The organism is Streptomyces sp. NBC_00637 (assembly GCF_045161545.1).
Lineage (GTDB): Bacteria > Actinomycetota > Actinomycetes > Streptomycetales > Streptomycetaceae > Streptomyces.
Genome location: NZ_CP109046.1, coordinates 1948119 through 1962827 on the forward strand (window position 1 = coordinate 1948119; position 14709 = coordinate 1962827).

Below are 14709 nucleotides of genomic sequence, written 5' to 3' on the forward strand. Positions count from 1 at the left end.
ACGCGGAAGGTGCCGTCCGTACTGCGGGCCGGTGAACCTCGGGCCATGCCCGGGATGAACCCCGGGGGGTGCGGGCAGAAATCCCACAGCCCCACCGCACTTCCCCCCGCCACATCGCACCTCACGGCACCTCACGGCACCCCGCCACACGGCGTCTCACAGCATCAGCCGCACGGCATCCCGCTTCACCGCACCGCGGTCGCCCTTCGGCCCGCACTCCGTCGGCCTACGGACACCGCACCGTCACACCGGAGGGGAAGGACCTCCCCGTCCCCTCCCCGGCCCGAACCGTCGCGCCGCCGCGCGCGGTCACGACGCGGAAGGACGACGTGCGCCGTGTCCCTGCTGCCCCTCGACGACCCGTCGTCCCCGGTCCCGCCCCCGCCTCAGCCACAGCCGCCCCTCGCGCAGGACCGCCGCCGTCCGCTGGCCGCCACCGCCACCCGCCGGGCCATCGCCCTGTTCCCGATCCTGCTGCTCGCGGTGTGGGCGGCGGTCGACTGGCATGCCGTGCGGGACGGCACCGCCCTGCTGGCCACCGCCGACCCCTGGTGGCTGCTGGTCGGGCTCCTCTTCACCTACCTGGGCTCGGTCGCCGCGGCCTGTGCCCGCCAGGGGGCGATCCCGGACCGGCTGCCGCCGGGTCTGCTGGTGGCCTCCCAGATCGCCGCGGGCGCCGCGAACCACATACTGCCCGCGAGTATCGGCGCTCACGCGGTCACGGTCCGCTTCCTGCAACGCCAGGGCGTCCCGCTCCCCCGGGCCACGGCCTCGATCGCCCTGTACTCCCTGGTCAGAGCCGTGGCGAAGACGCCTGTGGTGCTGATCTTCCTGCTCGCCGCGCCCAGCGCCATACCGCCCGCCAGGCTTCTCCCGGAGGGGCGGACCCTGCTCCTGGCCGCCGCGGGCCTCCTGCTGGTCCCCGCGGCGAGCGCGGCGCTGCTCGTCGCCGTGCGGCCGCTGCGCCGCCCCGCCCTGGACTTCGTCCGTACGGCCCTCACCGACGCCCGGCGTCTGCACGTCCGCCCCGCCCGCTTCCTGCCGCTGTGGGGCGGAGCGATCGCGGCGCCGCTGATCCAGGCGAGTGTGGTGGCCTCGGTGGGGACGGCGCTGGGCCTGCCCCTGTCCTGGCCGCAGCTGCTCTTCGCGTTCCTCGCGGCGAGCACCGCGGCCGGTGCCGTCCCCGCACCCGGCGGGATCGGCCCGGTCGACGCGGCGCTGGTCCTCACCCTGGCCGGTTACGGCACCCCGCTGCCCCTCGCCACGGCGACGGTCATCGGCTACCGGGTGCTGACGGTGTGGTTGCCCCTGGTGCCCGGGATGCTGGTGCTCTCGGCACTGGTACAGCGGAAGCAGCTGTGAGCCGCCGACCCGTCCTGGTCAGCCCCACAGCCCTCTCCGCCTGCCGGTCCCCGCAGCCCTCCCCGCCGACTCGCGCCGTCAGCCCTCGCCGTCCGTCGCCAGCCGGAGCGAGATGCTGTTGATGCAGTACCGCTGGTCGGTCGGGGTCCCGTAGCCCTCGCCCGCGAACACGTGTCCGAGGTGCGAACCGCACCGGGCGCACCGCACCTCGGTGCGCAGCATCCCGTGCGAGCGGTCCTCGATCAGCTCCACGGCGTCGGTGTCCTTCGGGTCGAAGAAGGACGGCCAGCCGCAGTGGGAGTCGAACTTGGTCTCGGAGGTGAACAGTTCGGCACCGCAGGCGCGACAGGAGTAGACGCCCTCGGCCTTGGTGTCGGTGTACTCACCGGTGAACGCGGGCTCGGTCGCGGCCTGCCGCAGCACGGCGTACTCGCTCGGGGTCAGCTCCGTCCGCCACTGCTCGTCCGGCTTTTCGACGTCGTACGACATGAGCCTCAGCCCCTTACTGGGAAAGACGGTCCAGAATGCGCGGGCCCAGGTCCGTCACGTCGCCCGCGCCCATGGTGAGAACGAGATCACCCGCCTTCGCCATTCCCGCCACCACCTCCGGTGCCCGGTCCTTGTCGTGCACGGCGGTCACGTCCGCGCCCGCAGCCCGGGCCGCGTCGATGATCAGCTCGCTGGTCACGCCCGGGATCGGGTCCTCGCGGGCGGGGTAGATGTCGAGGACGACGGAGGCGTCCGCCAGGGCGAGGGACCGGCCCATCTCCCGGCCGAGTTCCTGGGTGCGGGAGAACAGGTGCGGCTGGAAGAGGACGAGGATGCGGGCGTCGCCGACCGCAGCGCGCATCGCCTCCAGGTCGGCCGTCATCTCCGTCGGGTGGTGGGCGTAGGAGTCGATGACCTGGACGCCCGCCGCCTCGCCCTTGAGCTGAAGCCGGCGCTTGACGCCCGTGTACGCGGCCAGGGCGGGGGCGAGTTCCGCGGCCGGGACGCCCAGGGCGACGCCCGCGGCCAGCGCGGCGACGGCGTTGTGGGCGTAGTGGCGGCCGGGCACGGAGACCGTGAAGGTGAGCCGCTGATCGTCGAGCAGCACGGTCACCTCGCTCTTCAGCCCCTGGGGTACGACGGACAGCACCCGCACGTCGGCGTCCTCGGCCTCCCCGTACGTCACCACCCGCACACCCTCGACCCGCCGGGTCAGTTCCCGCGCGCCCTCGTGGTCGGCGGTGATCACCAGGGTGCCGCCGGGCACGATCTTCTGGGCGAAGGTCTCGAAGGAGGCGTAGATCTCGTCCATCGAGGCGTAGTTGGCGTGGTGGTCCAGCTCGACGTTGAGGACGATGGCGACCTCGGGCGCGTACTTGTGGAAGCTGCGGTCCGACTCGTCGGCCTCGGCGACGAAGATCTCGCCGTCGCCGTGCAGGGCGTTGGAGCCGGGCGCGTCCAGGTCGCCGCCGATCGCGTACGAGGGGTCGAGGCCCAGCTCGGACAGCGACACCGCCAGCATGGACGTGGTGGTCGTCTTGCCGTGGGTGCCGGCGACGGCGATCGGCCGCGTCCCGTCCATCAGCCGGGCGAGCGCGTCCGAGCGGTGGACGACCGGAACGCCCAGCTCGGCCGCGCGGGCCAGCTCCGGGTTGTCCGCGCGGATCGCCGACGACACGACGACGCAGCTGGCGTCGTCGGCCAGGTGCTCGGCGGCGTGGCCGATGTGCACGGTCGCCCCGAGCGCCCGCAGCGCCGCCGCGGTCTCGGACTCCTTGGCGTCGCTGCCGGCGACTTTCGCGCCGCGCTGAGCCAGGATCTTCGCGATCCCCGACATCCCCGCCCCACCGATGCCGATGAAGTGCGGTCGGTCCATGGCGGTAGGAAGGCCGGGTGCCATGCGTGTTCTCCCAGGGTGCGCTACGACGGTTCGGTGCGCCCCCACCCTATTGCGCGGGGCGCGCCGCACCCACCCAGGGGCGCGGGGCCCTACCGGTGCGCGAGTGCGCCGCGCGGGCACGACCGGCCAGGGCGCACCCGCACCCGGACACGTATCCGCACCCGCACCCGCGCATCACAGGGGTCCGCTCACACCTTGCTGTGCGAGAAGAGCTTCAGCACCGGTACGCCCACCTTGTGGCGGGCCCGCGAGGCCCAGTCGCGGTGGAAGAACTCCTCGACGTAGTGGGGGGCGGTCAGCACGATCACCTCGTCCGCTCCCGCCTCCGCCACCAGGGCCTTCAGCGCGTCCAGCGGATGGTCCTCGACGAGGCGTCCCACCGCGTCGTGCCCCGCCGCGTGCAGGGCCTGCAGGGACACCTCCAGTGCTCGTACGCCGAACCCCTTCGCCTCGTCCCCCTCGGGCGTCTCACCCTCCCGCGCCGCCTCGTCCAGTTCACCGAGGGCCACGTCGTCGATGGCCCGCAGCAAGCGGTCCGCCTGGTCGCCGCGCGGCTGGAGCAGCACCTGGAAGGAGACCGGCTCGTCCCCGTGCAAGGTGCTGACGAACTCCACGTCGGCGGACGTCAGGGCCTTCTCGATCATCAAAACGCTTGTGAACACCAGCGCCCCATTCTCCTTCGAGGACCCCCGTGGCCCTCTCTCCTCCGTGGGCCGTTCGCGACCCTGCGGAAACCATCCTTCCCCGTGTGCGCACGGGGACTGCGAGATTCAGTGTGCCCGCCGGACGCCAAACGGAACGGTTCATTCCGCGCTTTCTGGACCGACGGTGACGATCGAACTCCTATCCGGCATCCGGCCTCTGATACCTGCTGAACAGGAAACCCTCCTCCTCCAGGAGGGACACCAGTGCGAACCGCCGCGGAACGGCGACCGACGGTCCGCCCGCGATCCGCTGCGCGTCGCCGACGGTGAGCATCGGGGAGACGGTCAGACAGAGCTCGTCGAGCACGCCGGCGGCCACGAACTGACCCAGCAGCCGGGGCCCGCCCTCCGTCAGCAGCCGGGTGTGCCCGAGTTCGGCGAGCGCCCGCACGGCCCGGTCCGGCTCCACCCCCATGCCGTCACCGGCGATCACCACGCGCGCGCCCGCCTTCTCCGCGGCCGCGACCCGCTCGGGGGCCGCGGCGGCGCCGGTCAGGATCAGCGTGGGGACCAGCGGCGAGGTGAAGAGGGGGAGCGAGAAGTCCAGGTCGAGGCTCGCGGTGACCACCGCGACAGCCGGCGCGGGGTCCTGCCCGGCCGCCTCGCGCCGCCCGGCGAACTCGGCACGCGCGCGTGCGGGACGGTATCCCTCCAGACGTACCGTTTCCGCGCCCACGACCACGACGTCCGCGAGGCCGCGCAGCGTGCCGAAGATCCGCATGTCGGTGGCGGTGGAGATGGGCTGGGAACGCCCGTCGTGCTGGGCGGCGCCGTCGAGCGTGGACACCATGTTGGCCCGCAGCCAGGGCACCGGCCCACCGGGTCCGGGGCCGGGCTCGGGATACGCGTAGGCGTCCGCGAGCTCGTCCAGGCTCCACTCACGGTCCTCCGCCGCGCCACGCGTCTCGCCACCACCCTCACCGGGGACCCCGGGCGGCCCGCCGCCGGAGTCGGTCGTCACTGTCTGGTCGGTCACAGGGAACAGCCGTCGCATGCCAGGCAGTCTGGCACGCCCCGTAGCATGGGCAACCGTGTCGTCCTCCTCCTCCGCCCCCGGTCTCGGCCCGATAGCCGACGCGGCCCCGATGTCCCTCTGCACCCGTCAGCCGCATGTCCCCGCGGACCGGCTGGTCGCCGAGATGGTGCCGCCGCCCCGCTTCGACTCGGTCCGTTTCAGCACCTATCTGCCGGATCCGAACCAGCCCAGCCAGACCGAGGCGGTCGGCGTCCTGGAAGGCTTCGCGACCGGACTCGGCGGAGCGCACGCCATGGGCGGCGCCAGGCGGGGCTTTCTCGGTTTCGGCAGGTCCAAGGCGCCGAAGGTCCCCGCCGGGCCGCGCGGTGTCTACCTGGACGGCGGCTACGGCGTCGGCAAGACGCACCTGCTGGCGTCCCTGTGGCACGCCACCCCCGCGGAGCCCGCCCTCAAGGCCTTCGGCACCTTCGTGGAGCTGACCAACCTGGTCGGCGCCCTCGGCTTCCAGCAGACCGTGCGCACCCTCTCCGGGCACCGGCTGCTGTGCATCGACGAGTTCGAGCTGGACGATCCGGGCGACACCGTCCTCGTCTCGACACTGCTCGGCAAGCTGGTCGAGGCGGGCGTCGCACTCGCCGCCACCTCCAACACCCTGCCCGGCAAACTCGGCGAGGGCCGGTTCGCGTCCGCGGACTTCCTGCGCGAGATCCAGGGCCTGTCCGCGCACTTCCGCGCGCTGCGCATCGACGGCGAGGACTACCGCCATCGCGGTCTGCCCGAGGCGCCCGCGCCGTTCTCCGACGAGCAGGTGACGAAGGCGGCCTACGCGACCGAGGGCGCCTCGCTCGACGACTTCCCGCACCTGCTGGAGCACCTCGCGAAGGTCCACCCGAGCCGTTACGGCGCGCTGACGGACGGCCTGAAGGCGGTCTGCCTCACGGACGTGGGGGCGGTGCCGAACCAGTCCACGGCCCTGCGGCTGGTGGTCCTGGCCGACCGGCTCTACGACCGCGAGGTCCCGGTCCTGGCCTCCGGACTCCCCTTCGACCGGTTGTTCAGCGAGGAGATGCTGAACGGCGGCTACCGCAAGAAGTACTTCCGCGCGATCTCCCGGCTCACCGCACTGGCCCGCGACGCCGAACGGCTCGTCGCGCCCCAATAAACGATCTTGGCCTGTACGGTCAAGAGACGGTTCGCGCCAAGAACCCCTCCCTTTTGAGGCGCACTTCGTTTCGCAACGCCGCGTTAACCCTGCAAACAACCTTGCAGGGTTAACGTGTTTCTTGACCACTGGTTGACCAACCCTTGGTCTGGACTAGAACCGCGAACCGACCGAAGGGGGGCGCATGTTCCGAGGTACGACGACCCGGACCGTCATCTCGATCCTCGCCGCCGTCCTGCTCGCCCTCCCGTTCTTCGCACCCACGCCGTCCTTCGCACACGCGCACACGGCGCGTCATGCCGAGGCCAAGACCCCGCCCGGAATCAAACCCTCCGGCAAAGCGATGCGCGACGAGATCGTCACGTTCCGCGACTGTGACCGCTCCGGCGGCCCCGCGGACCCCCTGCGCACCCGCGACCGGCACCGCGCCGCCGCCTCCGCCTCCGCGGGCTCGGCACCCCAGGAGCCCCAGCGCGCACTGCTGGCGCAGGATCCGGCGGCGGCGCATCAGCCGGCCCGGCCCGGCGACCCCCACCACCGCTCGTCGAGATCCTCGGCGGCCCACTCACCGGCGGCCCTCCAGGTCTTCCGCTGCTGAGAAGCAGAGCAGAACAGCAGTTCCCCCACCACCTGTCCTGTGTCCTGCACATCCGACGCGCCCCCACGCGCGCCAGGAGGAGTCACCACGTCATGCAGCCCCTCATCGACAACGCCCGTACCTTCGGACAGCGCCCTGAGGAGTTCGCCGAACTCGCGGCCGGCCAGGCCCCCCAGGTCCTGTTCATCACCTGCTCCGACTCGCGGGTCGTCCCCGCCCTGATCACGGGCGCCCGGCCCGGCGAGCTCTTCGAGCTGCGCACCGCGGGCAACATCGTGCCCCCCTACGGCTCCGACCGCCCCACCGGCGAGGCGGCCACCATCGAGTACGCCGTGGAGGTGCTCGGCGTCCGGGACGTCGTCGTCTGCGGCCACTCGCACTGCGGCGCCGTCGGCGCGCTCGTGCGCGGCGACGACCTCGACGGCGTCCCCGCCGTACGCGACTGGCTCGCGCACGCCGCGGACGAACCCGGGACCACCGACCCCGACGACCCCACGGTCATGCGGGCGGTGCAGAACCACGTCCTCGCCCAGTTGCTGCGGCTGCGCTCCTACCCGTGCGTGCAGAAGCGGCTGGCCGACGGCCGGCTGCGGGTGCGCGGCTGGTACTACGAGGTGCACACCGGTGCCGTACGCGAACACCGCGTCGACACCGACGCGTTCGAGGCCCTGTGAGCACCGCGATGAACCAGAAGGCCGCCGGTCGAATATCCCGGTTCCCCCACCTCAAGCAGGACTTCGCCGCCTCTCTCGTGGTGTTCCTGGTCGCGCTGCCCCTGTGTGTGGGCGTGGCCGTGGCCTCCGGCGTGCCGGCCGAGCTGGGGCTCGTCACCGGCATCGTCGGCGGTCTGGTCACCGGCCTGATGCGAGGCAGCTCCCTTCAGGTGTCCGGCCCCGCGGCCGGACTGACCGTGCTGGTCTTCGAGGCGGTGCGGGAGTTCGGCCTGCCCGCCCTCGGAGTCATCGTCCTCGCCACGGGCGCCCTCCAGCTCGCCATGGGCGCCCTGAAACTGGGCCGCTACTTCCGGGCCATCTCCGTCTCGGTCGTCGAGGGCATGCTGGCCGGAATCGGCCTGGTGCTGATCGCCGGGCAGCTGTATTCGGCGGCGGGCGCCAAGGCACCGGCGTCCGGCATCGACAAGATCATCGGACTGCCCGGCGCCCTCGTGGACGCGGCCGGCAGCGCCTCCGCACTGGCCTCGCTCGCGATCGGCGCCGGCACCGTCGCGGTGCTCGTGTTGTGGAAGCGGTTGCCGTCGAGGGTGCGTACGGTGCCCGGCCCACTCGCCGCGGTGGGTCTGGCGACGCTCGTCGCCCTGCTGCTGAACCTGCCCGTGGCCACGGTCGAGGTGCAGGGCCTGCTCGGTTCCGTGCAGCCTCCTTCGCTCGGCTCCTTCGGCGAACTGGCGCACGTCGGCCTGCTCGGCACGATCGTCGCGTTCACGCTGATCGCGTCCGCCGAGTCGCTGTTCAGCGCGGCGGCGGTGGACCGGATGCACGACGGTCCGCGCACCGAGTACGACAGGGAGCTGATGGCGCAGGGCGCGGGCAACGCGATCTGCGGGGCCCTCGGCGCGCTGCCGATGACCGCGGTGATCGTGCGCAGCGCGGCCAACGTGCAGGCCGGCGCACGGACCAAGGCGTCTCGCGTTCTGCACGGCGTGTGGCTGCTGCTGTTCGCGGCCCTGCTGCCGAACGTGCTGGTGTACATCCCCCTCCCGGCCCTGGCCGGCATCCTCGTGCACGCGGGCGCCAAGCTCGTGCCCGTGCGGGCGATCGTGGGTCTGTGGCGCGAGCACCGCGGCGAGGCGCTGATCCTGGTCGTGACGGCCGTGTCGATCGTGGCGGTCAGCATGTTCGAGGGCGTTCTCATCGGCCTCGCGCTGGCCGTCGCCAAGACGGCCTGGGAGGCCTCGCACATCAGGCTGGAGGTCGTCGACAAGGGCGCGGGACCGGTCCAGGCACATCTGTCGGGCAACGCGACGTTCCTGCGGCTGCCGAAGATCCTCGACAGCCTGGAGGCCCTCCCGCAGGACCGCCCCGTCGAGCTGGACCTCTCCGGTCTGCACCACCTCGACCACGCCTGCCGTACGGCACTGGAGACGTGGGCCGAACGGCACAGCGCGGCGGGCACGGAGCCGGTGAAGGTCACGGAACCGATCAGGGTCACGACACCGGCAAAGGTCACGGAACCGGTTACGACGGTGTAGCCGGACCCGCTCGCCGTCCGGGCCGGGACCCGGGGCGTGGCCCCGGGCCGGGCGGCGGGCATATCGTTACAGAGCAGGCAGAAACGCTCTTACGGGCCTCTTGCCGAGGAGGTCGACATGCTCCAGGACCTGCTGGGCGCGGCCGCGGTGGTCGCCGCCGGAGGCCTCGTGTACCTCGGGGCGGCGGCGCGGGTCGTCAAGCAGTACGAACGCGGGGTCGTCCTCCGACTCGGCCGGCTGCGCGGTCAGGTCCGCTCCCCGGGGTTCACCATGGTCGTCCCGGCCGTGGACCGCCTGCGCAAGGTCAACATGCAGATCGTGACGATGCCCATCCCCGCCCAGGAGGGCATCACCTGCGACAACGTGACCGTGCGGGTCGACGCGGTGGTGTACTTCCGGGTCGTGGACGCGGCGGCCGCGATCATCAACGTCGAGGACTACCGCTTCGCCGTCTCGCAGATGGCGCAGACCTCGCTGCGTTCGATCATCGGCAAGAGCGAGCTGGACGACCTGCTGTCGAACCGGGAGAAGCTCAACGAGGGCCTGGAGCTGATGATCGACAGCCCGGCCATCGGCTGGGGTGTGCAGATCGACCGGGTGGAGATCAAGGACGTGTCCCTGCCGGACACCATGAAACGCTCGATGGCCCGGCAGGCCGAGGCCGACCGTGAGCGGCGGGCCCGGATCATCAACGCCGACGCCGAGCTCCAGGCGTCGAAGAAGCTCGCCGAGGCCGCGAAGGAGATGTCCGAGCAGCCCGCCGCGCTCCAGCTCCGGCTGCTCCAGACGGTGGTGGCCGTCGCCGCCGAGAAGAACTCCACCCTCGTCCTGCCGTTCCCGGTGGAGCTGCTGCGCTTCCTGGAAAAGGCTCAGCAACCGCTTCCGCAACCTGCACCGCAAGAGCCGCAGCACAAGCCACAGCAACAGCCAACCCTGCCGCCTTCACCGCAGCCCCCCTCGGACGACGAGGACGACGTGGACGAGTGACACGAGCTACGCGCGTGGTTCCCGGGGCGCACTCCGGGTGATAGACACAGCGGGATCACAGTTCCTGTCCGCCAGCAGGAAGGTTTCCCCATGTCTGCGACACGACGTCAGATCCTCGCCGGTACCGGCGCGCTGGGAGTGGGCACGAGCATCGCGTTCACCGGCGCCCTCTCCGACCTCTTCGCGGGCACCGCCGCCGCGCAGAGCCTAGGCCACGACGGTTACGGCCCTCTCGTACCCGACGCGGACGGCCTGCTCGACCTCCCCGCCGGTTTCCGCTACCGGGTCCTGTCCCGCGAGGGCGACCCGTTGCGCTCCGGCGAGGGCCCGGTGCCCTCGAACCACGACGGCATGACGGCGCTGCCCGGCCGGGGCGGTCGCGTCCACCTGGTCCGCAACCACGAGAACCGCCCCACGGCGAAGTTCCCCGTCCCCACGGTCGAAGGCCTGACCTACGACCCGGCGGGCAAGGGCGGCTGCACGGCACTGACGCTGGACTCCCGGAACAACGTGCTGTCCGAGCGGGTGGCCATCGCCGGTACCGCCGTCAACTGCGCGGGCGGGCCCACCCCGTGGCACACCTGGCTGACCTGCGAGGAGACCGAGGACAAGGCCGGCACAAACGGTTACACAAAGGATCACGGCTTCATCTTCGAAGTCGATCCGACCGACCCACGCCGCAGCGGGGCCGTCCCGCTGACCGCGATGGGCCGTTTCCAGCACGAGGCGATCGCCGTCGATCCGCGTCTGGGAATCGTTTACGAAACGGAGGACGCGTTTCTTCAGCCGTTCGGCCTTTTCTACCGCTTTCTCCCGCGGAAGCCGCTGGGCGGGGCGGGGTCGCTGCGCGCGGGCGGCCGCCTCCAGGCGATGCGCGTCCCCGGCGTACCGGACCTGTCCACGATCCAGGACACGGGAGCGACCTTCGACGGCATCGAGTGGGTCGACGTACCGGACCCCCTCGCCGTCGAAACCCCGGTCCGCCTCCAGGACTTCGGCCCGAAGGGCATCACGCACGCCCAGAAGCTGGAGGGTTGTTACTGGGGCGGGCGGTGCGTGTACTTCGTGTCGTCGTTCGCCCATGCATCGGACGGCTCGGGCGCCGACCACTTCGGCCAGATCTGGCGGTACGACCCGAAACTCCGCCGCCTCACCCTCGTCATCGTCTTCGGACCGGACACGGACGTCCAGCTCCCCGGCGAGTCCCCGGACAACATCTGCCTGGCGCCCAGCGGCGGCCTGATGGTCTGCGAGGACGGCAACGGCGCCCAGCACGTCTTCGGCGTGACCAGGAAGGGCGAGGTGTACGCGATGGCGCGGGGCCGCCAGAACATCGGAACACCGCAGGCCCCCGAGTGGGGCGAGTTCGCCGGCGTCACCTTCTCCCCCGACGGCGACACGATGTACGTCAACTGCTACACCCCGGGAACGACGTTCGCCGTCACGGGGCCTTGGCGGCGCTAGGTGCCTCGGCGGCGCCAGGTGCCTTGATCAGCGCAGGTGTGCGCCGCCGCTGTCGTGGGTGAGCGCGCCGGGGCAACGGGGCAACGCACCGCCGCTCTTTCCCGTCTTCACCGTCCTTCGCGTCTTTACCGTCGAGGAATGCATGCCCGTCGCCCGTCGAGGCGGCGGGCATCCGCGTATCCCCACGCCCTGTTCACCTCAGCGACGACGCAAGGCACGCGGCTCCCGTCACGACCGCGGCCGCCCGCGCAGACGCAGTCGCCGCGATCCGGCTCCCACTCCGACTCCGACTCCGACTCCGACTCCGACTCCGACCAGGATGCGCCGTTCGCCGGACCGGCCGCGGCGGCGAGGCGCCCGAAAAAGCACTGGAACGGTGCCGCTCGAGGCCGTTACCGTGCTGCCGACCCCAGTCGTCTGTCAAGGACATGCCGTTGTACACCGTGTGAGACCTCCCGAGCGCTGAATCGTCGCGTGTCGCGCATGTTGCGCCGCGCTCCTTTTTGCTGCGGACTTCTCACTGAAACCGGTGTACTTCTGTGCTCGAAAACTGGGTGGTCATACCCACCTGCCTGCCGCTCGTTCTCCACCGTTGCCATACGTGCGCGTCCCGGAGTTTCCGAGCGAACGGCAAATTCCGCATCAACGCCAACCACAAGCTCATCGACGCCTGGCTCCTCGCGCTCTGCACCTCCTGCGGGGAAACGGCGAAGTTCACGGTTCTGGAGCGGATGAACGTACGCTCCGTACGACCTGAACTGCTCGATCGGCTGCATGGCAACGACCCCGGGCTGGCAGCCGAGTTGCTCCAGGATCCGGTCGTGCGGCGGCGCAATCGCATCGCCCTCGACTGGGAAGGCGCCTGGCGTCTCACCACGGGCGGATCGGCTCACCTGGACCGCGAGGTGATCGACATCTCGGTCCGCTTCGCGGCGCGGATCCCCGTCCGGCCGGTGCGACTGATCTCTGAAGGGTGCAGGCTTTCGCGGGCCGAGGTCGAGAGACTGATCACGGAGGGGAAACTCGTTTCGGCCGTCCGGCTGAGCGCCAAGCTCTCCGGCGACTTCACCTTCACGCTCAAGCACTGACCCCCTCCCCGGGGCCGGGGTAGGCATCGCGTCCTGTCCGGCGGGCTCCCGCCGGACAGGCCCCCCGGCTCCAGGAACGCCGGTGAGGCGGCGGGCGCAGCGTTCCGCATCCACGCCTGGGCGGGAGTCTCGAGAGAGCGAGCAAGAGCCCGGGCGGGTGACACCACCAGGGACGCGGCCGCATATAGCCATGAACACCATCACAACACTCATAACTTCATACGATGATCCCTCCCGTACGTCACCTCGCCGCCCTCTGTGCCCTCGGGGCCGCACTCACCTCCCTCACCGGCTGCGGCACGCCCCAGGAGCCACGCGTCGCCCGTCCGGCCGGCCCCGCGCACGTGTCCAACCCCCCCAGCCGGCCGCCCACACTGGCCCCAGGTCCGGCCGGCCTCACCCCCGTCTTCAGCAGCGCGCCCCGCACGGCCGACAAGACGGTCGCCCTGACCTTCGACGCCGACATGACCGCCGACCAGGGAGCCCGTGCCGCGGCCGGCGAACACTTCGACAACCCGGGACTGATCGCGGCACTGCGGGCGCTGAAGGTGCCGGCCACCGTGTTCATGACCGGCCGCTGGGCCGAGGAATACCCGGAGCAGGCCCGCTCCCTCGGCCGCGACCCCCGTTTCGAGATCGCCAACCACTCCTACAGTCACTACGCCTTCACCGACGACTGTTACGGCCTGCCGACCGTCCCCGAGGACAGGATGCGTGCGGACGTGGAACGGGCGTATACAGCGTTTCGCAAGGCCGGCGTGCCGGACGCGATGCCTTACTTCCGTTTTCCCGGCGGCTGCTACGACCGGCGTGCGCTGCGCGCGGTGAGCGGCCTGGGAGTGACCGCGGTGCAGTGGGACGTGGTGAGCGGAGACGCGTTCGCGACCGACGCGGACGCGGTGGCCCGACAGGTACTGGACGGAGTCCGGCCCGGCTCCGTCGTCGTCATGCACTGCACGCGCAGCGCCGCCCCGACAACCGAGCGCGCCGTACGGACCGTCGTGCCGGAGCTGCGCCGTCAGGGGTACCGGTTCGTGAAGGTGTCCGAGCTCATCGGGGCGGCGAGCCGACGACGCTGAACCACACCTGCCCCCCTTCGTAGGTCGTCATCGCTTACGTACGCTGGAGGTATGAGCGACGACAGTGACCGGGAGTACTGCCTGATCGACGCGACCACGCCGCCCCGGGCCGAGGGGCCGCCGTACGCGGACTGCGTGCTGTGCCAAAAGCCGACGGAGTATCCGGAGTCGTACAAGGGCATCACGCTGTGCCCGGTGTGCGAGTGGCAGGAGGCCCAGCGGACAGCGTGCTCGGGGTAACCGATTGCACGGCGGTACCCGCTGGCTCCCCACGGCCGCCGGCAACTGACAGGTAACCGGTTGCCGCCAAGCTTCACCTCAGCGCCGAGAGCGCTGCCGCCCGCTTTCCGTGATCGTCACACCGGGACAGCGGGCGGGCGCACCCAGTTCAGGCCCTATCGGCTGGGCATCAGGGCGCCGGATATCCGGCACAGGTCGGAACCTGCCCGGGCTGATCTCGGAGTGCCGTCCTATGGTTCCGGGATGAGCAACTCCGCTGCGGCCGCCGTCCTCACCACCGCCGACCTCTCCGAAGCGATACGTGCGGTGCGCACCTTGCTGGCCGTTGCGGACATCGGCCAGGGAGAGGTCGACTTCGAAGCCGTGATCAGGTCGCCGGAGGTCCTGACGCGAGTGCGTCACGTACTGCCCGACCTCGAATGGTGGGCGTCGGCCGGCAAGGAGCACGGTTCTTCGGAGGACGGAGACGACCCTGCGGACAGTCTGCCGATCCGGGTGTCCGACTGGGGACGCCCGCTGGACCGTGCCACGCCCTTCATCGCCGCCCTGGGGCCGGATCCCGCAGCTGTCCGGTGGGATCCGGACGCATGGCCTGCGGTTCCCGAAGCCGGGCTGGAAGAGATCTCGCAGAAATACGCCTACCTCACGCTGACGGTGAATTCCCGGGACCTCTACCAGAACGAACCGTCGCAGGACCACACCGTCCACGTGCACGCCCGAGACCGGAACGGTGACCAGATCACCCGCGTCCACTGGCTCGCCGAACAAGTGGGCGGCCGGTTCACGGGCAGGGTGGAGTCGGCACCGCTGTGAAGTAACCGGTTGCTGACGGGTAGTCGGCGACGACGGCCGGTAACTGATTCGTGATCGTTTACCGACGGATGATCGTGTCGCTGATCCGTAGCCGGTTACCGACGCACCTCGCCGTCGCACGATGGTTCCCCGCTACGTA

At 71.0% G+C, this 14709-nt stretch carries 15 protein-coding genes; 11 read left to right on the top strand and 4 right to left on the bottom strand.

Translation table 11 applies throughout. The features are described 5' to 3' along the window. The first annotated feature begins 336 nt into the window (after positions 1 to 336). Positions 337 to 1362: a YbhN family protein gene (locus tag OG440_RS08295; RefSeq protein ID WP_406006191.1), complete on the top strand. Its 1026-nt coding sequence runs from the start codon at positions 337 to 339 to the stop codon at positions 1360 to 1362. 78 nt (positions 1363 to 1440) lie between these two features. Here the strand turns inward: OG440_RS08295 and msrB are convergent, their stop codons facing one another. From msrB to OG440_RS08315, 4 genes are all read right to left on the bottom strand, one after another. After that, positions 1441 to 1851 (bottom strand): peptide-methionine (R)-S-oxide reductase MsrB, encoded by a 411-nt coding sequence (msrB, locus tag OG440_RS08300; protein ID WP_406006192.1) that lies wholly within the window; start codon positions 1849 to 1851, stop codon positions 1441 to 1443. 13 nt (positions 1852 to 1864) lie between these two features. Continuing rightward, positions 1865 to 3250 (bottom strand): UDP-N-acetylmuramate--L-alanine ligase, encoded by a 1386-nt coding sequence (gene murC, locus OG440_RS08305; protein ID WP_406006193.1) that lies wholly within the window; start codon positions 3248 to 3250, stop codon positions 1865 to 1867. A 188-nt stretch (positions 3251 to 3438) separates the two neighbouring features. Next, positions 3439 to 3912: an indole-3-glycerol phosphate synthase gene (locus OG440_RS08310; protein WP_406006194.1), complete on the bottom strand. Its 474-nt coding sequence runs from the start codon at positions 3910 to 3912 to the stop codon at positions 3439 to 3441. Between the two features lie 181 nt (positions 3913 to 4093). Beyond that, positions 4094 to 4948 (bottom strand): pyrimidine reductase family protein, encoded by an 855-nt coding sequence (locus OG440_RS08315; protein WP_406006195.1) that lies wholly within the window; start codon positions 4946 to 4948, stop codon positions 4094 to 4096. A 37-nt stretch (positions 4949 to 4985) separates the two neighbouring features. On the opposite strand from OG440_RS08315, the gene zapE reads away from it, so the two are divergent. The 10 genes from zapE to OG440_RS08365 all read left to right on the top strand — a co-directional run bounded on the left by zapE (position 4986) and on the right by OG440_RS08365 (position 14570). Next, positions 4986 to 6092, top strand: a complete 1107-nt coding sequence (zapE, locus tag OG440_RS08320) for a cell division protein ZapE (RefSeq protein ID WP_406006196.1) — start codon at positions 4986 to 4988, stop codon at positions 6090 to 6092. 184 nt (positions 6093 to 6276) lie between these two features. After that, entirely contained in the window at positions 6277 to 6690 is a 414-nt protein-coding gene (locus tag OG440_RS08325; RefSeq protein WP_406006197.1) for a hypothetical protein, read from the top strand. Between the two features lie 92 nt (positions 6691 to 6782). Continuing rightward, positions 6783 to 7364, top strand: a complete 582-nt coding sequence (locus OG440_RS08330; RefSeq protein ID WP_406006198.1) for a carbonic anhydrase — start codon at positions 6783 to 6785, stop codon at positions 7362 to 7364. 8 nt (positions 7365 to 7372) lie between these two features. Then, positions 7373 to 8899, top strand: coding sequence for a SulP family inorganic anion transporter (locus tag OG440_RS08335; protein ID WP_406006199.1), 1527 nt, complete (start codon positions 7373 to 7375; stop codon positions 8897 to 8899). Between the two features lie 117 nt (positions 8900 to 9016). After that, entirely contained in the window at positions 9017 to 9886 is an 870-nt protein-coding gene (locus tag OG440_RS08340) for a slipin family protein (RefSeq protein ID WP_406006200.1), read from the top strand. Positions 9887 to 9976: 90 nt separating this feature from the next. Next, positions 9977 to 11350 carry an alkaline phosphatase PhoX gene (locus OG440_RS08345; RefSeq protein ID WP_406006201.1) on the top strand — a complete coding sequence of 458 codons (1374 nt, stop codon included), beginning with the start codon at positions 9977 to 9979 and terminating at the stop codon, positions 11348 to 11350. Between the two features lie 539 nt (positions 11351 to 11889). After that, complete coding sequence (locus tag OG440_RS08350) at positions 11890 to 12438, top strand: DUF1062 domain-containing protein (RefSeq protein ID WP_406006202.1); 549 nt, start codon at positions 11890 to 11892, stop codon at positions 12436 to 12438. 224 nt (positions 12439 to 12662) lie between these two features. Further along, a complete protein-coding gene (locus tag OG440_RS08355) occupies positions 12663 to 13517 on the top strand; it encodes a polysaccharide deacetylase family protein (protein ID WP_406006203.1) in 855 nt (284 codons plus the stop codon). Positions 13518 to 13568: 51 nt separating this feature from the next. Next, on the top strand, positions 13569 to 13757 hold the full coding sequence (locus OG440_RS08360) for a hypothetical protein (RefSeq protein WP_406006204.1): 189 nt from the start codon (positions 13569 to 13571) through the stop codon (positions 13755 to 13757). Positions 13758 to 14000: 243 nt separating this feature from the next. After that, positions 14001 to 14570: a hypothetical protein gene (locus OG440_RS08365; protein ID WP_406006205.1), complete on the top strand. Its 570-nt coding sequence runs from the start codon at positions 14001 to 14003 to the stop codon at positions 14568 to 14570. Positions 14571 to 14709: the final 139 nt, after the last annotated feature.